The sequence below is a fragment of the uncultured Pontibacter sp. genome (assembly GCF_947495565.1).
GTDB lineage: Bacteria > Bacteroidota > Bacteroidia > Cytophagales > Hymenobacteraceae > Pontibacter.
The window spans coordinates 23,526-47,774 of sequence record NZ_CANLZM010000003.1 but is presented as its reverse complement, the minus strand read 5'-3'; the positions used below and the strand labels follow the sequence as shown (position 1 = coordinate 47,774).

16 protein-coding genes are annotated in these 24,249 nt (G+C 48.7%); all 16 read left to right on the top strand.

Annotated elements, in window-relative coordinates; translation table 11 throughout:
* Window positions 1-26 precede the first annotated feature (26 nt).
* On the top strand, window positions 27-1,517 hold the full coding sequence (locus Q1B04_RS04895) for an oligosaccharide flippase family protein (protein WP_299756287.1): 1,491 nt from the start codon (window positions 27-29) through the stop codon (window positions 1,515-1,517).
* An 18-nt stretch (window positions 1,518-1,535) separates the two neighbouring features.
* Entirely contained in the window at window positions 1,536-1,985 is a 450-nt protein-coding gene (dut, locus tag Q1B04_RS04890) for a dUTP diphosphatase (protein ID WP_299756944.1), read from the top strand.
* 109 nt (window positions 1,986-2,094) lie between these two features.
* Window positions 2,095-3,102: a sugar phosphate nucleotidyltransferase gene (locus Q1B04_RS04885; RefSeq protein WP_299756285.1), complete on the top strand. Its 1,008-nt coding sequence runs from the start codon at window positions 2,095-2,097 to the stop codon at window positions 3,100-3,102.
* Between the two features lie 3 nt (window positions 3,103-3,105).
* Window positions 3,106-4,866 carry a tetratricopeptide repeat protein gene (locus tag Q1B04_RS04880; RefSeq protein WP_299756283.1) on the top strand — a complete coding sequence of 587 codons (1,761 nt, stop codon included), beginning with the start codon at window positions 3,106-3,108 and terminating at the stop codon, window positions 4,864-4,866.
* Window positions 4,859-5,611, top strand: coding sequence for a DUF4292 domain-containing protein (locus Q1B04_RS04875; protein ID WP_299756281.1), 753 nt, complete (start codon window positions 4,859-4,861; stop codon window positions 5,609-5,611). The genes Q1B04_RS04880 and Q1B04_RS04875 overlap by 8 nt, the downstream gene beginning before the upstream one ends.
* A gap of 76 nt (window positions 5,612-5,687) precedes the next feature.
* A complete protein-coding gene (locus tag Q1B04_RS04870; RefSeq protein ID WP_299756279.1) occupies window positions 5,688-6,923 on the top strand; it encodes a peptidoglycan DD-metalloendopeptidase family protein in 1,236 nt (411 codons plus the stop codon).
* A 797-nt stretch (window positions 6,924-7,720) separates the two neighbouring features.
* Window positions 7,721-7,936 carry a twin-arginine translocase TatA/TatE family subunit gene (tatA, locus tag Q1B04_RS04865; protein WP_299756276.1) on the top strand — a complete coding sequence of 72 codons (216 nt, stop codon included), beginning with the start codon at window positions 7,721-7,723 and terminating at the stop codon, window positions 7,934-7,936.
* Window positions 7,937-7,976: 40 nt separating this feature from the next.
* Window positions 7,977-8,195: a twin-arginine translocase TatA/TatE family subunit gene (locus Q1B04_RS04860; RefSeq protein ID WP_299756273.1), complete on the top strand. Its 219-nt coding sequence runs from the start codon at window positions 7,977-7,979 to the stop codon at window positions 8,193-8,195.
* Complete coding sequence (gene gatA / locus Q1B04_RS04855) at window positions 8,192-9,628, top strand: Asp-tRNA(Asn)/Glu-tRNA(Gln) amidotransferase subunit GatA (protein WP_299756271.1); 1,437 nt, start codon at window positions 8,192-8,194, stop codon at window positions 9,626-9,628. Before Q1B04_RS04860 ends, gatA begins: the two co-directional genes overlap by 4 nt.
* Window positions 9,629-9,636: 8 nt before the next feature.
* Window positions 9,637-11,160 carry a lytic transglycosylase domain-containing protein gene (locus Q1B04_RS04850; RefSeq protein ID WP_299756268.1) on the top strand — a complete coding sequence of 508 codons (1,524 nt, stop codon included), beginning with the start codon at window positions 9,637-9,639 and terminating at the stop codon, window positions 11,158-11,160.
* A gap of 258 nt (window positions 11,161-11,418) precedes the next feature.
* Window positions 11,419-13,692, top strand: a complete 2,274-nt coding sequence (locus Q1B04_RS04845) for an NADP-dependent malic enzyme (protein WP_299756266.1) — start codon at window positions 11,419-11,421, stop codon at window positions 13,690-13,692.
* Window positions 13,693-14,283 (top strand): Holliday junction branch migration protein RuvA, encoded by a 591-nt coding sequence (gene ruvA, locus Q1B04_RS04840; protein ID WP_299756264.1) that lies wholly within the window; start codon window positions 13,693-13,695, stop codon window positions 14,281-14,283. It begins immediately after the preceding gene.
* A gap of 16 nt (window positions 14,284-14,299) precedes the next feature.
* Window positions 14,300-21,472 (top strand): cell surface protein SprA, encoded by a 7,173-nt coding sequence (gene sprA / locus Q1B04_RS04835; RefSeq protein WP_299756262.1) that lies wholly within the window; start codon window positions 14,300-14,302, stop codon window positions 21,470-21,472.
* A 59-nt stretch (window positions 21,473-21,531) separates the two neighbouring features.
* Window positions 21,532-21,912 (top strand): glycine cleavage system protein GcvH, encoded by a 381-nt coding sequence (gcvH, locus tag Q1B04_RS04830; protein ID WP_299756259.1) that lies wholly within the window; start codon window positions 21,532-21,534, stop codon window positions 21,910-21,912.
* A 60-nt stretch (window positions 21,913-21,972) separates the two neighbouring features.
* A complete protein-coding gene (locus Q1B04_RS04825; protein ID WP_299756256.1) occupies window positions 21,973-22,308 on the top strand; it encodes a VanZ family protein in 336 nt (111 codons plus the stop codon).
* Window positions 22,309-22,951: 643 nt separating this feature from the next.
* Window positions 22,952-24,235 carry a M28 family peptidase gene (locus tag Q1B04_RS04820; RefSeq protein WP_299756253.1) on the top strand — a complete coding sequence of 428 codons (1,284 nt, stop codon included), beginning with the start codon at window positions 22,952-22,954 and terminating at the stop codon, window positions 24,233-24,235.
* The last annotated feature ends 14 nt before the right edge of the window (window positions 24,236-24,249 follow it).

The following is a 24,249-nucleotide window of genomic DNA, read 5'->3' as shown; positions in this document are numbered from 1 at the left end:
CCTCTCCCGACCCTGAACTAAATTACATGAGTATAGCCAAGAAATTGGTCGGGCAAACTGCTGCCTATGGTTTAAGCAGTATCGTCGGCAGAGCGCTTAATTACCTGCTAGTACCAGTTTATACCCGGGTTTTTCTGCCTGAGGAGTATGGTATTGTATCCTATCTCTACGCCTTTGTGGCCTTCTTTAACATCCTGTATACTTATGGGATGGAAACGGCCTTTTTCCGGTTTGCCAATAGGCCCGAGTCGGATGCAAAGGCAGTATATAACCGCGTATTAAGCGCCATACTCGTCAGCAGTGCAATTTTAACGGCAGTGCTGCTGCTGGCTTCTGGTGCTATTGCACGCTACATCGGCTACCCAGACCAAAAGGAGTATATTGTTTGGTTGGCACTGGTACTGGCTATCGACGCTATCGTTGCGATACCATTTGCCTGGCTTCGGCATCAGAACAAGGCCATTAAGTTTGCCTCCATTAAGCTTTCCAACATCCTGATAACAGTAGCTGCCAACCTGCTTTTCCTGGTGTTTTTCCGTCATATCTATGAGGGTAAGTACCTGCAGGAGCTAAGGCCGCTGGTAAGTTATGTCTATGATCCTGATTTCGGGGTAGGCTATATTTTCCTTATCAACCTGGTAGCCAACGCACTGCTGTTGCCTATGCTATGGAAAGAACTTCGCATTTTCCGGTTTAAGCTGGATGTGGAGCAACTGAAGCCTATGCTGCAGTATGCTTACCCCCTGCTGTTTATGGGGCTAGCTGGCATGGTGAACGAGGTGCTGGACAGGCTGTTGCTGGAGCAGCGGCTGCCTGAGAACTTTTACCCAGGCATGAGCAATATGGCGGCTGTCGGCATCTACAGTGCCTGCTATAAACTCGCTATTTTCATGACGCTTACCATACAGGCGTTTCGGTATGCGGCTGAGCCGTTCTTCTTCTCACAATCAAAAGATAAAGACTCGCCGAAAACCTTTGCCACAGTCATGAAGTGGTTTGTGATTTTCTGCGCCTTCATATTTCTGTTCATCTCTGCCAACCTGGAAGATTTTGCTTACTTTATCGGGCCTGAATACTGGGACGGCCTTATGATCGTGCCTGTGCTGCTGCTGGCCAATCTATTTCTGGGTGTGTACTACAACCTTTCGGTATGGTTTAAGCTGACAGATAAAACACACTTTGGCACCTACATCAGCTTCGGCGGCGCGGCCATCACTGTACTTTTCAACCTGCTGCTCATTCCTATACTTGGCTATATGGGCTCAGCTATTGCCACACTTGTCTGCTATTTTAGCATGGCATTGGTGAGCTATATTTTGGGCCAGCGCCACTATCCTATCCCTTACCCGGCCAAAAGTATACTTGCCTATGTGTTGCTGGCAATTGGGCTGGTGTGGCTGGCCTTAGGTATTGACATTGAGGGCTTTTGGCTCCGCCATGCTTATCACTTGGCATTATGCGGGGCCTTTCTGGCGATTGTGTGGTTGCGGGAGCGCCCTGGCTTCCTTAAACTTTAATGCATATATTTAAAGATGATGAACAACAAGATCCTTTCGGTTAACGTCATTAACCAATCTAAGCACGATTTACCGAGTTACCAAACCATACACGCTGCGGGCATGGACCTGCGGGCAAACCTGGAGACAGCCGTTACGTTGAAGCCACTGCAACGCGCCCTCATCCCGACAGGCCTTTTTATTGAGCTGCCAGAGGGGCACGAGGCGCAGATTCGCCCGAGAAGCGGCCTGGCGTATAAGCACGGAATCTCTATTGTAAACAGCCCGGGCACCATAGATGCTGATTACCGTGGCGAGATAAAAGTGCTGCTGGTTAACCTGTCGGATCAGGATTTTGTGGTGGAAGACGGCGAGCGTATTGCCCAGATGGTAGTGGCCAAGTATGAGCGCGTGGCGTGGCAGGAGGCAACCAGCCTGCAAGATACCGACCGCGGCGCGGGCGGCTACGGCAGCACCGGCACCAAGTAAGTATAACTTATACTTACAAAGCATCTTATAGAGAAAAATCTATTGTTAAATAAAGTATAGCTGCAGCAGGCGCTGTAGTTTAAATAAAACTTGAAACCATAAAAAAGCTATGAGGATTATCATACCGATGGCCGGCATGGGTAAGCGCATGCGCCCCCATACTCTTACAGTTCCAAAACCACTTATACCTATCGCGGGCAAGCCTATTGTGCAGCGCCTGGTGGAGGATATCGCTAAAGTATGCCATGAGCCGATTGAGGAAGTGGCATTCATCATCGGCCATTTCGGTGAGGAAGTGGAGAACGACCTAAGAGAAATCGCCACTAAAATTGGCGCTAAAGGAACAATTGTGTACCAGGAGGAAGCGCTGGGAACAGCTCATGCCATACTTTGCGCCAAGGAGTCTTTAGAAGGAAAAGTAGTTGTGGCTTTTGCCGACACGCTTTTCAAGGCTGATTTCCAGCTCGACACCAATGCTGACGGCACTATTTGGGTGCAGCGCGTGGAGGATCCGCGTCCGTTTGGCGTTATCAAGCTGAACGAGAACAACGAGATTACCGATTTTGTAGAAAAACCACAGGAGTTTATCTCTGATTTGGCCATTATCGGTATCTACTACTTCCGCGATGGCGCTTACCTGCGCGACGAACTGCAGTACCTGCTCGATAACGACATCAAGGATAAAGGTGAGTACCAACTGACCAATGCCCTGGAGAACATGAAGAACAAAGGCACTAAGTTTATACCTGCCGTTATCTCTGAATGGTTAGATTGCGGAAATAAAAACGCAACTGTTTATACTAACCAACGCTATTTAGAGTATATAAAGGATGAGGAAGGCCTGGTGGCCTCGTCAGCGAAGCTGGAGAACGCAGTGATTATCCCGCCTGTGTACATTGGCGAAAATGCACAGATCACCAACTCGGTGGTTGGCCCGCATGTTTCTATAGGCAACGGCACAAACGTAACCAACTCCGTGGTGAGCAACTCCATTATTCAGGAGAACACCACCCTTAAAAACGGCAACGTTGCAAACTCAATGCTCGGCAACTTTGTTGTGTATGAGGGGCGCCAGTCTGACCTCAGCCTTGGCGACTACAATACACTTGCGGAGTAAACCATGACTACTACATTCAGAAACATTATACTTGCCACCTGCTGCCTGGCTTTTATAGCCCCAGCAGAAAGCACGGCACAATCCTCAAAAAAGAAAAAAGCCAAAGCCGCACAGGAGGCACCAGCACCGCAGGTGCAGGCCCTAAACGAGCGCGACAGGCAGATAAGTGAGGCGATGTTTCTGGATGGGATGAAATACTTTATGCTGGAGGACTATCAACAAGCCCTCCAGCTTTTTCAAAAGGCGTATACCGTAACTCCGGGCAATGCTGCACTTAACTATAAGATCGGCGAAACCTACCTGCACCTGAAGGAGTCAAAATCGGCTATGCCTTTTGCCCTGGCGGCTGTAAACCTGGAGAAGAAAAACGCCTACTATTACCTGCTGCTGGCTCAACTGCATACAGAGCAAAAGCAGTACGACGCTGCCGCACAGGCATTCAATGACCTGTTACGCAACGTTCCAAACTCCAACGAATATTTATTCAACCTTGCCGATTTATACTTGTCTCAGTCGCGCTACGATGATGCCCTGCGCACCTACGACCGCATAGAGAAGGAATTTGGCGAAATGGAGCAATTACTGGTTAACCGCCAGCAAATATACTTGCGCCAGAAGAATGTTGACAAAGCCATTGCCGAGGGCGAAAAACTCCTGAAATCAAATCCTTCGGATGTTCGCTACTTTTTATCGCAGGCTGAGCTATACAATGCCTCCCGCCGACCTGATGAAGCCATCAATACTTTAAATAAAGCACTGCGCCTGGAGCCCGGCAACCCGTTTGCCCACCTGATGCTTTCGGACCTTAAGCGCCAGAAAGGTGATCTGGGGGAGTCGGAGCGGCAGGTAAAATTAGCCTTTGCCAGCTCTGACCTTGACATTGACACCAAGGTGCGTATACTTGTAGATTTTATTCGGCAGCTGCCTAACCCGCAGATTGAGCCTGTAGCCTTAGATCTGGTAGATTTAACGATAGAAACACACCCTGAGGAAGCCAAAGCCTACGCCGTAGCCGCAGACCTGCAAACAATTGTCGGCAGAAAAGAGGTAGCCCGCAATAATTACCTCAAAGCGGTAAAACTGGATGACTCACACTTTAAGATTTGGCAGCAGATTGTTTTGCTGGATGCTGAGTTAGAGCAACCTTCTGAAATGGTGAAGCATGCGGAGCAGGCGCTGGAGTTGTTCCCAAACCAGGCTGTTTTCTGGTTTTACAGCGGCACAGGTCACCTGATAGAAAAGAATTTTGAGAAAGCCGTAAAGGCACTTGAGTACGGAAAACGCCTATCCATAAACGAACCTGAGTTAGCCATGCAATTTAACATGCAGTTGGGGGATGGCTACAACTCACTAAATGACTTTAAAAAATCTGATGCCGCTTATGATGCCGTATTGGCTCAGGATGCTAACAACGAGCACGTGCTTAACAACTACAGCTATTTCCTGTCGCTGAGAGGTGAGCACCTGGACCGTGCCAAGCAAATGGCTGAGCGGCTGGTAAAAAATCACCCCACAAACCCTACCTACCTGGACACCTATGCTTGGGTGCTCTACAAAATGGGCAACTTTACAGATGCACGCAAGTACCTGGAGCAGGCTGTTGCTATTTCTGATGACGCTACTATTGTAGAGCATTACGGCGATGTGCTGTATAAACTGGGCAAAAAAGAAGAAGCCGTAAGCCAGTGGCAAAAAGCCAAACTTAAAGGCGAAGCCTCCGCCTTTATCGACAGAAAGATAAAAGAGAAAAAACTTTATGAGTAAGCATCTATTGCTTTTAGTTTTCGGCTTGCTGCTTTTGGCAAGCTGCAAGAAAGATAATGTACCTACCTCCGCCACTGCCGCCACCACTGCCATTGGTGCTGTAAAAGTAGATAACCTGGATTTCGAGTACCTCACCAGCAAAGGCCAAGTAACCCTGAATGATAAAAACGACAACCTGTCCTCCGGTGTAAGTATCCGCATGCAGAAAGACAGTGTGATTTGGATTTCGGTGCTTCCAGGGCTTGGCATTGAAGCTGCCCGTATGATGCTGACGCAAGACTCGGTATACTTTATGAACCGCCTTAAGAGAGAATATGCAGCCACAGATTACCGTTTTCTGCGCAATAAACTGCAGGTAGATATTGATTTTGAGGTACTGCAGGCTATACTGTTAGGCAATTATCAGGCGATAGGTTCAGAAAAAGTCATGAGCCAGGACCAGCAGCACCATGTACAGCAGCAACGCCAGAACCTTACCTTCGACTACTTCATCAGCAACCTGAATAATAAACTGGAGCAACTAAACGCTAAAGATATTAACACAGGCAATACCATCACTGTAAAGTATAATAGCTTTGAGGCCATTGGGCAAGTGCCTTTTGCTTATGAGTTGGTGGCCCAGGTACTGCAAAAGGGCGAAGTCTCAGACTTTACCCTAAAACATAGCCGCGTTAACGTTTCTGAGGAGCCTCTCTCCTTTCCGTTTGGCGTTCCAAGCGACTATAAACACCTCACATTTAATTAAATCTCAGGGCCTGTTGGTTCTTCCGTTTTAGATTCACCATATTTGTAGACTGAGAGAAGAAGAACCATACGTTTTGATGAAGGCCCTTTACAGATTAGCCTTTTTCTTGCTTCTGCTAAGCCTGCCGTTTGTTACCGTAGCCCAAAAAGCAAAGTCTAAAGCGCAGCTAGAGAAGGAGAAAAAGGAAAACCTCAACCGAATAAAAGAAGCTAACCGAATTCTGCAGCAAACCAAGAAGCAGAAGCAAGCTTCTATTGGCCAGCTAAACGCCATTAAAGAAAAAATAACGGTACAGCAGGGCGTTATAGAAAACATCTCCCGCGAAATATACTTACTGGAGTCTGATGTACAGGAGACAGAAGGTATTGTAGGAGCACTGCAAAACGACCTTCAGAAGCTAAAGGAAGAGTATGCCACCATGGTGTACGCAGCATCTAAAACAGCGAACAGTTACAATAAGCTTATGTTCCTGTTCGCATCCGACTCATTTAACCAATTTGTGATGCGCCTGCGCTACCTGCAGCAGTACTCAGAGGCGCGCAAAAAGCAGGTTGAGCAGATAAGTAAAGTACAGGCTGCCCTAAACGGCCAGTTGGCTGTGCTGGAGTCTAAAAAGGATCAGAAGAAAAAGCTGTTAGGCAAACAGTTGGACGAAAGCCAAAACCTGCAAGGCCTAAAGCAGCAGCAGGATACGATGATATCGCGCCTAAGCCAGCAGGAAAGCGGCCTGAAGAAGGAAGTGGCAGAGCGGCAGCAAGCGGTAAAAAAACTGGACAACCTGATTGCAGACATAGTGCGGGAAGAAATTGCCCGTGCAGCGCGCGCAGCACGTGAGGCAGGCAAAGCAACCAGCGGCAGCCCTAACAAGGTAACACTAACACCAGAAGCCGCACTTATTTCATCCTCTTTTGCAGGTAACAAAGGCAGGCTTGCATGGCCAGTAGAGCGCGGCTTTGTTTCACAAAAGTTTGGTCGCCACAATCACCCGGTTTTAAAGGGCGTGGTAGTAGAAAACCGTGGTGTAGACATTCAAACGGCGCAAGGCGCTACAGCCCGTGCCATTTTTGAGGGTAAGGTACTAACAGTAGCAACTGTGCCAGGCATGAACAACATTGTGATGGTACAGCACGGCGAATACTTTACAGTCTACGCAAAGCTGAAAACCGTAACAGTGAAGCCTGGCCAAAGTATAAAGCTGAAAGACACCATCGGCACAGTTTACACTGACAGCGACGGCACAACAGAACTGCAGTTCCAGATCTGGAAGAACAGCTCAAACATGAACCCGGAAAGCTGGATTGCCAAACCGTAACAAAAGATATCTTGCTGTAAATGAAGAAAGCCACAGCAAATGCTGTGGCTTTCTTCATTTGGCTTGCCTCCCCCAGGCAAGCCAACTTGATAACTAAAGGTCTGTTTGTGATATAATCCAGAACAGCACCGGGTAAAAATAAAAAAACACCCCACAGTGTAGGGTGCCTTTCCAAGCTATGAAAACAAACTTAATATTTATATCTATAAGCAAGCCTTACCGGCTGCTGAGACTTCGTATCACTAAATTACAACCTCCTTTGTAGAAATGCAACACTGAGGCAAAAACTAATTGCTATTTACTGAAGCATCTTTGTATAGCTATACTGCTATTTTAAAGTAAAGTTTCAGAATTTAGCTCTTATTTCTGAAACAGTAACAAATGCAATAAAGTTGCATTGAAGGTTAAAAATTAACAGCTGCTCTATTAATTAAAAAGACAGGAATGAAACTATTTTATTCCCTTCTTTGATATCTGACATTACAAGTCGTGTGCCAAAACAAATAAATTTCATAATCTACTAATAATCAGACACCTCAAAACCTATCTACACCTTGGGTATTCCATTAATGGGACAAATTTTTTGACTTATTTCCTGATTATGGAAAATGGTAAAAGCATAGAGAAGATTAGTATTGAATTTAAGCTATAAACGAGGCAGCTTTTTGGGGCTAAGCCAAAAAAGTAAAGCATTTATACTTGTACTTAAATCTGGGGTTTTAAACTTATCGTATCTTAGATGGGTTTATTTAAAATATTAACCCTAATTTTGTAACACACTTTTAAAGATTAATGACATGGGTATCACCAACATTTTCTTATTTATTGGAGGCCTAGGCGGTACAGAAGTAGTTCTGATTTTATTCGCTATTCTGTTACTGTTCGGCGCTAAACGTATTCCTGAGCTGGCTAAAGGTCTTGGCCGCGGCATCCGTGAATTTAAGGACGCTACCAAAGAGATCAAAAGTGATATTGAGAGCTCGGTAAAAGACGACAATAACACTACAAAGTAATTTCTTTCCCACAGAAGTATAGTTTTTAAGGTAGCAGCACGTGTGCCTTAATATCATATTCCTCTTCCTGGGGGACCTGGGAGGAGGTGAGATGATGGTTATCTTAACCGCCATCCTTTTGTTGTTTGGTGCAGACAGGATTCCTAACATGGCTCGCTCTTTAGGGCGAGGTATGCGGGAGTTTAAGGACGCCACAAACAACATTAGACACGAACTAGAGCAATCCATTAAAGACGATCTTAAGTCCAAAGAAGATTGAGACAGTATAATTCGCTACACGAAATACGCACAGACATTGCCGGTGGCCAGGTCTCGTGCAGGCAATTAGTAGAGCAATACCTCCAGAATATTAAGGAGAGAGCCGAGTTAAATGCCTTTCTGGAAGTTTTTGAAAAAGAAGCATTGGCTCAGGCTGATGTTGTAGATAAAAAATTAGCAGACGGTGCGGCTGGTAAGCTGGCAGGTATGGTGATAGGTATAAAGGATGTGCTAGCCTATGAAGGTCACAGCCTGCAAGCCTCCAGCCAGATCCTGAACGGCTTTAAGTCGCTTTATACTGCTTCTGCGGTACAACGCCTGCTGGCCGAGGATGCTGTTATAATTGGCCGCCAGAACTGTGACGAGTTTGCAATGGGTGCCTCTAACGAAAACTCATCCTTCGGGAATGTGCTGAATGCTGATGATCATACCCGAGTGCCAGGCGGCTCTTCGGGTGGCTCTGCCGTAGCCGTTCAAGCTGACCTTTGCCTGGCCTCTATCGGTTCCGATACAGGCGGCTCGGTGCGTCAGCCAGCTTCGTTCTGCGGCGTTATTGGCCTAAAGCCTACTTATTCCCGCATTTCCCGCTACGGGCTTATTGCCTATGCCTCTTCTTTTGACCAGATTGGCTTGATTACAAAAAGCGTAGAAGATGCGGCCCTGCTGCTAGAGGTTATGGCCGGCCAAGACGGCATGGATAGCACTGCCAGCCAGCGCGAGGTACCAGCCTATAGCCAGCTGCTGCAAACGGATAAGAAGTATAAGATCGGATATATCCGCGACTGCTTTGAGCGCGAAGGTCTCGAAACAGAAGTAAAAGACGCCATACTTGGTGTAAAGGATATGCTGCGCGATGCAGGCCATGAAGTAGAGGCTGTGGACTTCCCATACCTGGATTTCATGGTGCCAACCTACTATATCCTGACTACCGCAGAAGCCAGTTCTAACCTGGGCCGCTACGATGGCGTAAAGTATGGCTATCGCTCAAACAATGTAACGGACCTTACATCGTTGTACAAGAAGACAAGAGCCGAAGGTTTTGGCCAGGAAGTACAGCGCCGTATTGTGTTAGGCACCTTTGTTCTCAGCGCCGATTACTATGACGCCTATTACACCAAGGCACAGAAGGTGAGACGCCTTATAAAAGAGAAGACCGACGAGTTGCTGCAGCAATATGATTTCCTTATATTGCCTACGGCTCCTACTACTGCTTTTAAAATAGGAGAAAACACAGCGAACCCGTTAGCCATGTACCTGGCTGATATCTTTACAGTCCAGGCCTCACTTGCAGGCGTGCCAGCCATCTCTATTCCGGTGGGGCGCGATGCCAACGGCCTGTCCATCGGGTTGCAGTTAATGACCCGCTCATTTGAGGAGCCGCAATTGCTTGCTTTCTCAAATTACATCCTGGACAAGATAACCGTTGAAGCCTAAACCTTGACATGACTTACAGCAAATTCTTTACATTGCTAACGGCTATGGCTGGCAGCATCTGCGCATTAAGTGCCAGTGCTATCGGCCATAGCCGTTTAGCTGAAACACCAACTATTTCCGGCGAGCCTGCTTCCATCGCCACAGATTCTCTCAAATTAAAACCAGCTACTGCCACCGACACTACGGTGTTTATACTGACACCTGAGGAACTGGCTTTGATGGTAGAAATCGTGCCTAACGAGCCGCACGAGGTAATTGCCGATAGGCTTAGCTGCCTGGAAGCAGATATTCCACTGGTATACAATGATTTTGTAAGGAATTTCATCGATTACTTTACCATCCGTAACCGCAAGTATACACGCACCATGCTCACGCGCGAGAATGTATACTTCCCTCTTTTTGAGAAATACCTCAAGAAACACAACATGCCGGAAGAGCTTAAGTATCTGGCTATTGTAGAATCCGGCTTAAACCCGTTGGCGCAGAGCCCTGTAGGCGCAGCTGGACTGTGGCAGTTCATGAAACCTACCGGCAGGGAATACGGGCTGCACCAGACACAGTACATAGATGAGCGCCTGGACCCTGAGAAATCCACGGAGGCTGCCATGCTCTTTCTGCGCCGCCTGCACAAGTATTACGGCGATTGGGAACTGGCGCTGGCGGCTTACAACTGCGGCCAGGGCAACGTGAACAAAGCCATTCGCAGAGCAGGAGGCAAAAAATCTTTCTGGGATATTTTCCCGTACCTGCCGCGTGAAACCAGAGGTTATGTGCCAAGTATGACCGCTGTGCGTTATGCCATGCACTACGCCGGCGAACACAACATCTTCTCTGATTCTATACTTTATCAGCCGGAGGTAGCTTACTTGGAAATAAAACAGGAACTGGAGCTGGATAAACTGGCAAAGGAACTGCACCTAACTCCTAAAGAACTACTGGCTCTGAACCCAGAGCTGAAGCAAAACACCATTCCTGGCAACAAGTATAAGCTGCGTGTGCCGTCAAGCAGAACCGCTTTACTGGCCACTGCCGAAGACCAAAGCTGTATACTTTTAGCCGCAGCCCCTGCCGCTCATCAGCCGAAGGCGCAAGAGCAAACACCTGTTATGCTGGCATCTGCTAAAACGGAGGCAACCCCATCAGATAATAAAACCACTGAAAGCCTGACAAAGGTTGTTTATACGGTGCAAACAGGAGACAACCTTACCAGCATTGCCAGAAAGCACGATGTTACAGTAGAGCAGCTAAAGGAGTGGAATGATCTGAGTAACACCAATATAAAACCGGCTCAGAAGCTTCAGGTTATGCAGCAAGGGCAGGCTTTAGCAAGCACTGCACCAGCTGCCACCGACAGTAAACTTAATGCAAAGTTTGTTGTGGAGAAAAAAGAGATGATCTACCACGTACAGCCAGGCGATACGCTTTGGCAAATATCCCGCAAGTATGACGGAATAAGTATAGATCAGATTAAAAAACTTAACAAGTTAAAGTCTAATAACCTAAAGCCGGGTCAGAAACTGATCCTGAGTTAGGCAACAGTAGCATTTGCTACGCCAGGAGCACCTTCTTTACAGGAGGTGCTCTTTGTTTATAATGTGTTACAAATATGCAGCGATGTTAAAAAAATAATAATTTCTGCACTCATAACTATTGCACCACTTATCTTTGAAGGTCAGCTTTGGATTAACGGTAAATTCTTATAAAATTGGTCTTTAACCAGATATACTTGGGGAAAAGTTAAAGACGTGTAACCCGGCTGAGAGAGTACATTACTTACAACAACACAACAAATGATTAAAGTAAACAAAGAGGACGCCCTTAATTATCACATGGACGGCAAGCCCGGCAAGATTGAGGTAGTACCAACCAAAATGGTGAGTACGCAGCACGATTTAGCACTGGCATACTCTCCGGGTGTTGCAGAACCTTGCAAGGAAATTTACGCTGATAAAGATAATGTATATAAGTATACCGCTAAGGGCAACCTGGTAGGTGTAATCTCTAACGGTACGGCCGTATTGGGTCTTGGCAACATAGGCCCCGACGCGTCTAAGCCAGTAATGGAAGGGAAAGGCGTGCTTTTCAAAAAGTTTGCCGGTATTGATGTATTTGACATTGAAATTGACAGCACAGATCCGGAGGAGTTCATCCGTATTGTAAAATCGCTGGAGCCGACATTTGGTGGTATCAACCTGGAGGATATAAAGGCGCCGGAGAGCTTCAAGATAGAAAATGCACTGAAAACGCAAATGAATATCCCGCTGATGCACGATGATCAGCACGGCACTGCTATTATCTCATCTGCTGCCCTCCTGAATGCGCTGGAGCTGGTAGCTAAGAAAATCGATGAGATTAAAATGGTGATAAACGGCGCCGGAGCCGCTGCCATTGCCTGTGCCAAACTTTACGTATCTCTGGGTGTGCAGCTCGATAACATCGTCATGTTTGATAAGGACGGAATTATACGCCCAGAACGCAATGACCTGGATATCTACAGAGCGCAGTTTGTGACCACACGTAAAATCAATACGCTGCAGGAGGCTATGCAAGATGCGGATGTGTTTGTAGGCCTTTCAGCAGGCAATGTGCTGCCGCCTCAGTACGTGCAACTGATGGCAAACGACCCGATCATTTTCGCACTGGCCAACCCGGACCCGGAAATACCTTACGAGGCAGCAATGGCTACGCGTGAGGATCTGATTATGGCCACTGGTCGCTCAGATCATCCTAACCAGGTAAACAACGTACTTGGTTTTCCATACATTTTCAGAGGTGCCTTGGATGTGCGTGCTACCGAGATAAACGAGGAAATGAAACTGGCCGCTGTGCGCGCGCTGGCCGAACTGGCGAAAGAACCCATACCGGAGATTGTGAACAAAGCCTATGGCGATAATACAATCAGTTTCGGACGCTTTTATCTTATACCAAAACCACTGGACCCACGTCTGATCACCACCGTATCTCCGGCAGTGGCAAAGGCCGCCATGGAAAGCGGTGTGGCCCGCAAGCCGATCACCGACTGGGAGGCTTACGAGCAGGAGCTTAAGGAGCGCATCGGCATCGACCAGAAGCTGATGTCGCGCATTACCACACAGGCGAAGAAAGACCCTAAAACAGTGGTGTTTGCCGAGGCAGACCATTATAAAATACTGAAGGCTGCCCAGATCGTGAAGGAGCAGCGCATTGCCAATCCTATACTTTTAGGTAACCCAGAGCGCATCCAAGCCATTATTGCAGAAAACAACATGGACCTGGAGGGTGTGCAAATCATTAACCCAATAACCGAAGAGGCTAAAAAAGAAGAGTATGCGCAGCAGTTGTACCAGATGCGCCAGCGCAAAGGCCTGACCCTTTTCGATGCGCAACGACTGATGCGCGACCGCAACTACTTTGGCAGCATGATGCTGAATACAGGAGAGGCAGACGCACTTATCTCTGGCCTTACCCGCGACTACTCTAAAACCATAACTCCGGCCCTGCAAGTGGTAGGCGTGGAAGAAGGTATAAATAAGGTGGCCGGCATGTATATTATACTTGGCCCTAAAGAGCCATACTTCTTCTCAGATACTACGGTAAACGTAAACCCAACTGCAGACGAACTGGTAGATATTATTGGCCTTACAGCCCGTACGGTTCGCTTCTTCGATACCGAGCCGCGCGTAGCCATGCTCTCCTACTCTAACTTTGGCTCTGTGCGGGGCGATATTCCGAACAAGGCCGCAGAGGCGGTGCAGAAGGCTAAAAAGCGTTACCCGGAGTTGCTGATAGATGGCGAGATGCAAGCCAATACTGCTTTGAACAAAAGCCTGTTGCGCGAGCATTATCCGTTTAGCGAGTTAGCTGAGAAAGGCGCTAACACATTAATCTTCCCTACCCTTACATCAGGCAACATTGCCTATAAGGTGCTGCAGGAAATAGGTGGCGTTGAGGTGATCGGCCCCGTGCTGATGGGCATGCGCAAACCAGTACATATTCTTCAGCTTGGCTCTTCCATCCGCGATATCGTGAACATGGTGGCCATTGCTGTCGTAGATGCTCAGAACTATAATAATCAACATATATAGATGATAGCCTATATCGATGGCAAGCTGACGCACAAAGATCCAACCTACGTCATTATTGAAACTAATGGCGTAGGTTATCAGATCAAGATTTCGCTTAGCACCTACTCTTCGTTACCGGCAGGCGAGCGCTGCAAATTGCATACTTACCTGCACATAAAAGAGGATGCCCATACTTTGTATGGCTTTACTACAGTGGCAGAGAAAGAGGCTTTTTTGCATCTTATCTCCATTTCCGGCGTTGGCCCGAATACAGGTCTGATGATCCTTTCTTCGCTCTCTGTGGAGGAAATACAACAGGCTATCGTTCGGGAGGATGTGCGCACTATACAGCACGTGAAAGGTATAGGAGCCAAAACAGCCCAACGTATCATTCTGGAGCTGAAGGATAAAATAAAAAAAGAGGTACTGCTATCGGACGCTCCTGCCTCTGCTGCTGCACACAATACGAACCGTGCCGAGGCGTTATCAGCATTAGTAACTTTGGGCTTTGCCAAGAACGTTGCCGAGAAAACGTTGGATGCCATTATCAAACGCGAGGGAGGAAATCTGAGTGTTGAGGAGTTGATTAAGTTTGCGTTGAAATCTTCATAAGAGAGAATATCCTATTTTGATCTGGAAAAGTAAAAAGCACAACCTGCTGCTTGCCACGGTTGCTACTGTTTCTTTGTTGGCCTGGTGGTCTCGGGCGGAAGGGCTGCGCGTGCCAGATCAGTATAATGCCGGTATACTTCAAAGCTTCTTGCACTGGCAAGACACCGTTCGTCAGGATACGGCCAAGTATATTCCGAGCCGCAAACCAACTTTTACCCCCTCCGACCGCTACGGCAACCCTTTCGGCGCCCGCAGCAGCAACTCTCCTTTGTTGCTGGGCCAACCCAGTAACCTGCAGCTGAACGTGGAGTTGGATGATAGCCTGCAGCAGTACAACATTACTGAAACCATTGGCGATAGTATCATGTACCGTCCGCCATCTTCTATGTCGATGCGGGAGTACTCGGAGTGGCAGCAGCGTGAGGCTATCCGTAACTATTGGCGCGCTAAATCTGCTGGCCTGGATGGCGAGAGTGTGGTAAGCAGCAACCGCCTGATACCTAAACTATACATCAGTCCGGTGTTTGATCGGATCTTCGGGGGTAATTATGTGGATATTCAGCCAAATGGTAACGTATCGTTGAAGTTTGGCGCCCGCTTTAACCGTAACGAGAACCCAACCATACCGCTCAGCCAGCAACGCACCGGCGACTTTGACTTTGAGCAAAATATCTCCTTGAATCTGGTAGGTAAGATAGGCGAGAAAATGCGCCTGAACTTTAACTGGGACAACAACGCCAACTTCGACTTCGAGAACAACATGAAGCTGGATTATACCGGCTACGAAGAGGAAATTATACGTAAGGTGGAGGCCGGTAACGTAAGCCTGCCGCTCAACAACTCGCTTATAACAGGTGCACAGAACCTGTTTGGCGTGAAGGCGCAGCTGCAGTTTGGCCGCCTCGGTGTTACCACCATTGCCTCCAGTGTGCGTGGCACTAACGATGAGGTTGTCATCCAGAATGGTGGCCAGAATAAGCCTTTCGAGATTAGGGTAGATGGCTATGACCGCGATCGCCACTTCTACCTGTCGCAGTTCTTCAGAAGCCGTTACAATGATGCGCTTAAAAACCTGCCGCTCGTAAATTCAGGTATCGTGATACGGCGCGTGGAACTTTATGTAACCAACAACAGCCGCTCTACAGAGAATCTCCGCAACATGGTGGCTTATATGGACCTCGGCGAAGCTAACCCTTTCCGTGAGACCTTCGATAATGGCAGACCTGCCACTGCCCCTGCCGATAACCAGGCCAACTCGCTTTACAGTCGTGTTTCACCGCAGAACAGCGCTGCCCGCAGCAACTCCCGTGTGGATGGCTACCTGCAGTCGCTGGGGCTGGAAAAAGGAATAGACTTTGAGCATGTGCGCGCGCGTAAACTGGAGCCCAATGAGTATAAATTTAATCCGCAGCTAGGGTATATCTCCCTTAACTCCGCCCTGCTGCCCGACCAGGTGCTGGGTATAGCCTTTGAGTATACCTACAACGGCAAAACCTATCAGGTTGGCGAGTTGATGGATAGCTACCAGAACCTGGAGTCTGATCAGGTAATACACATGAAGTTGCTGCGCGCCACTAACCCATCTTTGGACTACCCAACCTGGGACCTGATGATGAAAAACGTGTATGCTCTGGATGCTACACAAATAAACCGTGAAGACTTTAAACTGCAGATCGTTTACAAGGATGACGAGACAGGCGTAGACCTGACAAGTATAAAAGAGCCGAGCCCGATCCAGAACATTCCGCTGGTGGAGGTGCTTAACCTGGATAACGTTAACTCAAACAACGATAAGCCAAGCGACGGCAACTTTGACTTTCTACCAGGTATTACAATAGACACTGAGAGCGGCCGCATATACTTCCCGCAGGTAGAGCCATTTGGCGACTACCTGGCCAGCAGGCTGGAAGGCTACCCTAATCTTATTGAGCAGTACGTGTTTCAGGAGCTTTATGAGCAGACGCAGACCGATGTGCAGCAGAACAATGTAAAGGCGAAATTTTACATCAAAGGCAGGGTACGTTCTACTGCCACAGACGAAATCATGCTGCCGGGCTTCCAGATTGCAGAAGGGTCAGTGGCCGTGTACTCTGGCGGCACACGCCTGCAGGAAGGCACCGATTACCAGGTGTTCTACGACCTTGGCCGCATCAAAATTTTGAACCCAAGCTACCTTAACTCGGCCAACGACCTGCGCGTGACCTATGAAAAGGCTGAGCTGCTGAACATACAGCCACGCACCATGCTGGGCGCCCGTTTCGACTACCGCCTGAACGATGACGTTAACTTAGGAGCCACGGTGCTGCACCTAAACGAACAGACTTTTATTAACCGCGTAAGTATAGGCGACGAGCCAACCAACAACACCATCTACGGCTTCGATGTAAATATGCAGAAGGAGTCCAGGATGCTGACGCGCTTTGTGGACGCCATTCCGCTGATCCAGACAAAAGCACCTTCGCTGATTACTTTTAGCAGTGAGTTTGCGCAGCTGGTTCCGGCCAAGTCCAAATCCAACGCCAACGAAGACGGAGCCTCTTACCTGGATGATTTTGAAGGAGCCGAAACACCGTACAGCCTGGGTGGCTTTAACAACAGCACCTGGCGCGTGGCGGCCACTCCTGCCCCGCTTATACCTGGGCAAGGTTTAGAATATTCTTACAACCGCGCCAAGCTTGCCTGGTATACGGTAGATCAGATTTTCTACCGCGACAACAATAACCTCAAGCCGGACAATATTACGGATCAGGAGCTTGAGAACCATTATGTGCGCCCAGTTAGGAGAACTGAAATTTTCCCGGGACGTGATGCAGAGGTATCCAACAGCTTTGAGTATACTTTTGACTTGGCTTACTACCCTCGTGAGCGTGGCCAGTATAACTACAACCCTAACTTAACACCGCAGGGCCTGCTGACAGGCGACCCGCGTAATAATTGGGGCGGCATCAGCCGTGAGATATCCTTTGATACAGATTTCGACAATGCCAACATTGAGTATGTGGAGTTCTGGATGATGGACCCGTTTATGTCAGGTGCAAAGGGCAGGGACGGTGCATTTGAAGGAAACATCAATAGCCAGGATCCGGGCCAGCTGGTGCTTAACTTAGGTAATGTATCCGAGGATATCCTGAAGGACAACGAATATGCTTTTGAAAACGGTTTGCCCGCCGATGCCACTGATGTTCAGAACCTGGAGGAAACAATCTGGGGACGTATAACACAGCAGCAGTTCCTGACAGACGCGTTTACAGGCATACCGGGCGGCAGGCAGCGGCAGGATATCGGACTTGATGGCTTAAATGATGCGGATGAGGCTACTTTCTTCCGGAATACATTTCTGGATCGCATACCAGGTACACCGCCGCAATCGGTAATAGACGACCCATCGGCTGATAACTTCTTCCATCACCTTGACCCGGTTTATGATCAGCAAAACGCAGGCATCCTGCAGCGCTACAAGAACTTCAATGGCATGGAGAACAACTCCCCGGAGAACAGCCGCTTTGCCAACTACGCCTTTCCGGATAAAGAAGACCTGAACGGGGATAACGTTATCACAGACCTGGAGCAGTATTACGAGTATAAAATCAACCTGACGCCGGGCCAACTGAATATTGGGCAAAACTACATAGTGGATAAAGTGGAAAGCAATGCCGGGGCAACCTGGTATCAGTTCCGGGTGCCAGTGCGCCAGCCAACAGGTTCTGTGGGCAACATCAACGGCTTTAAGTCTATTCGCTTCATGCGCCTGTACATGACCGGCTTCTCCGACCCTGTGGTGCTGCGTATGGCCCAGTTTCAGTTTATAGCCAACCAATGGCGCAAGTTTGAGCAGCCACTGACGGAGGGCACGCCTTGCCTTACCTGTACCGACGATGCCCGCAGCTTTACGGTATCAACAGTTAACATCGAAGAAAACGGACCGCAGAACCAAGTATCAGAAAACAGCATCCCATACGTGGTTCCTCCGGGCATTGACCGCCTCCGCGACTACGCCTCTACCAACGACCGCCGCCAGAATGAGCAGTCGCTGCAACTATGCGTGGAAGACCTAAAAGACTCTTTCTCTAAAGCGGTGTTCAAAAACATTAACCTGGACCTGCTTGCTTATAAAGAGCTGAAGATGTTTATACATGCACAGTCGGATGAGCCGGGCATACAGGATGGCGAGATGCAGGCATTTATCCGTATCGGCACAGACTTTACGCAAAATTATTACGAGTATGTAGTGCCGCTGAAGTTCACACCGCCCGGCAGCAACACGGCAACAGCTATCTGGCCAACCGAAAACGAGGTAAACATTCCGCTGCAGGAGCTGGTGGATGCCAAAGCGGAAAGGAACAAAAAGGCACCGGGCAGTATCTTTGCACCCTACTCCGTAAATACTGCCGATGGCAAGATAATACGCATAGTGGGCAACCCGGATTTTAGCGAAGTAGAGGGTATCATGATCGGTATCCGGAACCCATCTGATGTTAACACGGATGCTCGCCAGCACTCGGCCTGTATCTGGGTAAACGAGCTGCGCGTGGCTGACTTTGTGAACCGAACTGGTTGGGCCTCCAACGCCCGCCTGAATGCTAAACTGGCTGACTTTGCCAACGTAACGGCCACTGGTGCTTATACTACGGTAGGTTTTGGCGGGCTACAGCAGCCCCTGTCGCTGCGCTCCAGAGATGACATTGCTCAGTTTGATGTGAGTGCCAACATGGTGCTGGACAAATTTTTGCCAGAGCAGTGGGGCGTAAAAGTGCCTATGACGGTGCAGTATGGCGTAACCACCGCTCAGCCCCAGTACGACCCGCTGGACAAAGACATGCCGCTGGAGCAGTCGCTGACCAAGTTTGATGATGACGAGGCGCGCGATGCCTACAAAAAAGAAGTAATTACACAGGAGACGCGCAGAAGTATAAGTTTGCTAAACGTACGCAAGGAGCGGACAAACCCTGAGGATAAAGTTCGTGTTTATGACATTGAGAATTTTGCCCTCTCCTACTCTTACTCCGAACGCCTGTTCTCTGACATCGAAACCGACCGCGATTATACGAAAACCTATACTGGCGGCCTGGCTTATACTTATGATAACGCACCGAGAAGCTATCAGCCGTTTGCCAACAGCGAGAAACTGAACTCACCGTACCTGCGCCTGATCAAAGACTTTAACTTTTCGCTGTTGCCGAGCCGCTTCTCGTTCCGGGCTGACCTGAACCGTTTCTACAACGAAACATACTTGCAGCGCCCTGACCCGGAAACTCGTTTTGTTACAACCAGAGGCATCGAGCCGGTGTTCCAGAAGTCCTTCTTCTTTAACCGCATTTACGACATGCGCTGGGACCTGACCAAGAGCCTCTCGCTGGACTATACTGCCACGAACCGCTCTGTGGTGGATGAGCCGGATGGCCGTGTAAACAGCGATATAGATTCCTTGCAATACAAAAACGAAACGATCAGAGAAAACCTGCTGAGCGGAGGGCGTAACACAAACTTTAACCAGCTCATCGCCTTAAACTATAAACTGCCTTTCGAGAAGTTTCCGCTGACAGACTGGTTGAGCGCCGACACCCGCTACGCCACCACCTATATCTGGACGGCTGGCTCCACAGCTCTGAACCAGGACACCACTTTCAGGCTTGGCAACACGGCTGAAAATAACGTGGAGTTTAGCGTGAACGGTAGAGTAGATTTGGTAAAGCTGTACAACAAGGTAAAATTCCTGAAAAACGTAAACTCGCCAACGCCTGCCAAACCGGTTCCGGCTGCCGCTACAGACACAGCCGCTGCTAAGGCTCCAGCTGACCTGAAGTTCCTGAAAGGCCTGGCACGGGTACTGATGATGACACGCTCTCTGAACGTAACATACTTACAGAACCGTGGCTCCATGCTGCCGGGCTACCTGCCGGATACAGAGATATTCGGTTTTGATGATCGCTTTGAAGCACCAGGTGTGCCGTTTATACTTGGTAAGCAGTACGACCTGCACGAATTGTATAGCCGCGCCAACCGCAACGGCTGGTATACTGATAGCAGCCAATACTTAAACACACCTTTCAGCGGCATTTACAGCGAAACATTTACAGGCCGTGCCAATCTGGAGCCTTTCCGTAACTTTAACGTGACAGTGGATGTGCGTCGGGCAAAGTCTGAGATTGAGGAGGTGTTTTACCGCAAAGAGTTTGACGATTTTGGCAACGTAGGCACAGCAGACCAACGCCAGAATCCTTTTACCTCCGGCGCTTTCAGCACTTCGTTTATGGCACTGGGCACCTTGTTTGAGTCTACGGATGATGGTTTATCAGACGCCTTTGATCAGTTTGTACGGAACCGCCATGTGGTGCGCGACAAGCTGACAGACGCTAATGCCGCCGCCGGAGACTCAGGGTATAGCCTTAACTCGCAAGAGGTGTTGCTGAAGTCATTCCTGTATGCTTACCAGGGTAGGGAAATAAACGGATATGAAGCGAACGCGGAGAACCCGTTCAGCCGCCTGCCTATTCCGAACTGGAGCGTAACGTATAACGGCCTAGAGCGCCTGCCGATCTTCCAGAAATGGTTTAGCCAGATCAGCATTCTGCATGCCTACAACTCAAGCTACAATATTACCAGCTACTCTACCTCGCTGGCTTACCAGCAGGAGCCAAACGGTTTCCCGACGCAGCTAAATGAATTCGGGCGGATAGAGCCATACTACATCGTAAACCAACTAACTGTGGTAGAGCGCCTGGCTCCGCTGCTGGGGGTTAACTTCAGAACAAAAACTAACCTTACCGGCCGTCTGGAGTATAAATTGGAGCGCAACCTGTCGCTGAACCTGACGAATGCGCAGATTACCGAAACGAATGTGAAGGATTATGTAGTAGGCTTCGGCTACAGCACCACCAGCTTTAAAGTGCCGTTTACAAACACGACGCTGGACAATGAACTGACCATGCGCCTGGACCTGCAGGTGCGGGACAACCAAACCGTGCAACGCGCCATATTTACAGACGACGCGGGTGTAGAGCGCAGCCAGAACCAGATCACCAACGGTACACGCCAGCTGCAGCTGCGCCCAACTGTAGATTACGTACTGAGCCAGCGCCTGAACCTGCAGTTCTATGTATTACGTACAGTTTCAGACCCTAAAATCTCTACTTCGTTCCGCAACAGCGTAACCGAGGGAGGCGTTCAGCTGCGGGTAAGCCTGCAATAAAGTTTTAGCATTCGGAAAAAGGCCGTATTTTTGAAAAGTAATTAAAAAACACATATCACATGAACCTACCTGAAAACCTAAAGTATACAAAAGACCACGAGTGGGTGCGCGTAGAAGGCGATGTAGCTTACGTTGGCATCACTGACTTTGCTCAAAGCGAGCTTGGCGATATCGTTTATGTTGACATTGATACTGTAGACAAGCAGATCAGCCAGAACGACGTTTTCGGTACAGTAGAGGCCGTAAAGACTGTTTCTGACCTGTTCAGCCCACTGAGCGGCACTGTGCAGGAGTTTAACGATAAGCTGGAGAACAACCCGGAGCTGGTAAACTCTGACCCATACGGCGATGGCTGGATCATCAAAATGTCTATAGACGACGCGAGCCAGGTTGAAGAACTGCTTACTGTTGAGGGTTACCGCGAAGTAATCGGCCAATAAGTAAAGTATAGAATAGGTTTGATACTACGTTACAATCTATTCACTTTTATTTGGGCAGCAGTGATCCTACTGACGACACTGCTGCCCTCTACCTCCCTTCCTTCTTCCCTTTCCATCTGGGAGCTGATCTCTTTCGATTCCTTTGCGCACGTGTTCATGTTTTGTGTGCTTTGCTTCCTGATGATTGTGGGAATGTCCAAGCAGTTTACCTTTCCCCGACTGCACCACTACGCTATCCGGTTCAGCCTTTTTGCGAGCACCCTTTTTGGTATAGGTATCGAGCTGATGCAGCATTTCTTTATTTATGGCCGCCAAGGTGACATTATTGATGTAGTGGCTAACACATCCGGCTGTCTCCTTGGCATTGTGCTGTTTAAGCTGATTTATATTTGGTAGCAGAAGGTAGTTTTATACTTGGCTGCTTCTTTTTTTTACTTGCTTAGCCGCTGCTTCTGTATTTTGACTTAAACTATACTTGTTTTCTGCTGCTGATCCTAGGCTTTATATCCTGCTTGCTTCATTTCTGGCTTTGGCTCCCTCAAGGCCGGGAGGCCTCGTCTTCCAGCATCGCGCTGGGACCTTTTCCTTTGCTCCTGCGTCGCAATGCCTCGCTGTCGCTCGTCACCGGAAAAACTCCAAAGGCGCTCAACGGAATGACTGGGATCAGTTTTCAATAGCCACTGCTGACGGAGCTTGAACCGAACTCCCTCCCCTGTTTGGGGTAAGGGCCCTCGATAAAAAAGCCAGGCCGAGACGGGGTGAAGGAAAGTTCCCCGCCTTAGACAAGGAGGGGTTAGGGGTGGTTGGATGATGCAGCTAACGGAGCTTTTTATAAGTCCCCCTCCTGATGGTCAGGAAAATGAAATCGTTCACGAGCAATTCCCCTCTAGGGAGGGGCTGGGGTGGGTTTATACTTCTGCTGATAACTACTGCAACTATGGAACTTATGCTTCTGGTGTGGCAATAACAAGCTTCCCTCCTTAGCGAAGGAGGAGCGAGTGGTTGCACTACCTATACTTCGTATTCCTATTTTAGCAACATGAACAAGCTTTATACTTTATTCTTTGCCCTGTGCCTGGCTACTCCTGTCGTGCTGCAGGCACAGGATATGGCGCGCGTACGCCAAACTATTGACACTCTTACCTCTGAAAGCATGTATGGCCGCGGCTACACTTTTAGTGGTGACCTTAAGGCTGCGGAGTATATCAAAAACAGATTTAAGGAGATGGGACTGCAGCCTTTGGCAGGAGATGCATACTTCCAGGAGTTCAACTTCTCTGTTAACCGCATCATGGAAACACCGCAGCTGCAGGTAAACGGCAAAACACTTGTGCCAGGGCAGGATTTCGTAGCCAGATCTTCTTCCGCATCAGGGGCAGGAAATGCCGAAGTACTACCGCTTGATACGCTCATTTTTACAGATGCCGAAGCAGCCCAGAAATTCTTTCAGAAGAAGCTCACAAACAAAGCACTGGTCTACTCGCAGCAGGAGCAGAAGCGGTTGGCGCAGTTACCGGCACACTTTCAGCAACAGCTGCAACAGACAAAGCTGCACATTATACTTCAGCCTAAAAACCTGCTTACCACTGTAGCAAAACAGCAGGAGGCGGTGCCGGTGCTGGAGGTACTACAAAGCGCATGGTCCCAGCAGCCACAGCAAGTATACTTTAAAGTGGAGGCCGACCTGAACCCACAGCACCAGACGCAGAACGTGATCGGTTATATTCCGGGTAGCCAGCAACCGGATTCTGTGCTGGTATTTTCAGCGCACTACGACCACTTGGGCAGCCAGGGCAAAGGCCTGTATTTTCCGGGGGCCAACGACAACGCCAGCGGTACAGCCATGCTGCTGGAATTGGCGCAACATTACAGCCAACCCACTAACCGGCCAAAGTATAGTATGGCTTTTATTGCCTTTGCTGCCGAAGAGGCTGGTCTGCTTGGTTCTTCTCATTATGTGCGCAACCCGCTTTTCCCGCTTAGGCAAATTCCTTTTCTGCTAAACCTGGATCTGCTGGGCACCGGCGACGAGGGCTTAATGGTAGTGAACGGCAAAGTACACGAGCAGGAGTTTCAGCTGCTGCAGCGCCTAAATGAGCAACAGCAGTACCTGCCCCAGATTAAAAGCCGTGGTAAAGCCGCCAATTCCGACCACTATCCTTTCTCCGAAGCTGGCGTTCCGGCCTTTTTCCTCTATACTTTGGGCGGTACTGCCGCTTACCACAACCCACAGGATCACGCTGGGCAACTCCCGCTCACAAAATTCTCAGAAGTTTTTAATCTGATAACTGATTTTACCGAAGCGTTGATGACGATGGAATAACCTGTCTCTTGACT

Coding starts and splice junctions, on each gene's coding strand:
- Q1B04_RS04895 (WP_299756287.1), top strand. CDS start 27: ATGAGTATAGCCAAGAAATTGGTCGGGCAAACTGCTGCCTATGGTTTA.
- dut (WP_299756944.1), top strand. CDS start 1,536: ATGAACAACAAGATCCTTTCGGTTAACGTCATTAACCAATCTAAGCAC.
- Q1B04_RS04885 (WP_299756285.1), top strand. CDS start 2,095: ATGAGGATTATCATACCGATGGCCGGCATGGGTAAGCGCATGCGCCCC.
- Q1B04_RS04880 (WP_299756283.1), top strand. CDS start 3,106: ATGACTACTACATTCAGAAACATTATACTTGCCACCTGCTGCCTGGCT.
- Q1B04_RS04875 (WP_299756281.1), top strand. CDS start 4,859: ATGAGTAAGCATCTATTGCTTTTAGTTTTCGGCTTGCTGCTTTTGGCA.
- Q1B04_RS04870 (WP_299756279.1), top strand. CDS start 5,688: ATGAAGGCCCTTTACAGATTAGCCTTTTTCTTGCTTCTGCTAAGCCTG.
- tatA (WP_299756276.1), top strand. CDS start 7,721: ATGGGTATCACCAACATTTTCTTATTTATTGGAGGCCTAGGCGGTACA.
- Q1B04_RS04850 (WP_299756268.1), top strand. CDS start 9,637: ATGACTTACAGCAAATTCTTTACATTGCTAACGGCTATGGCTGGCAGC.
- Q1B04_RS04845 (WP_299756266.1), top strand. CDS start 11,419: ATGATTAAAGTAAACAAAGAGGACGCCCTTAATTATCACATGGACGGC.
- ruvA (WP_299756264.1), top strand. CDS start 13,693: ATGATAGCCTATATCGATGGCAAGCTGACGCACAAAGATCCAACCTAC.
- gcvH (WP_299756259.1), top strand. CDS start 21,532: ATGAACCTACCTGAAAACCTAAAGTATACAAAAGACCACGAGTGGGTG.
- Q1B04_RS04820 (WP_299756253.1), top strand. CDS start 22,952: ATGAACAAGCTTTATACTTTATTCTTTGCCCTGTGCCTGGCTACTCCT.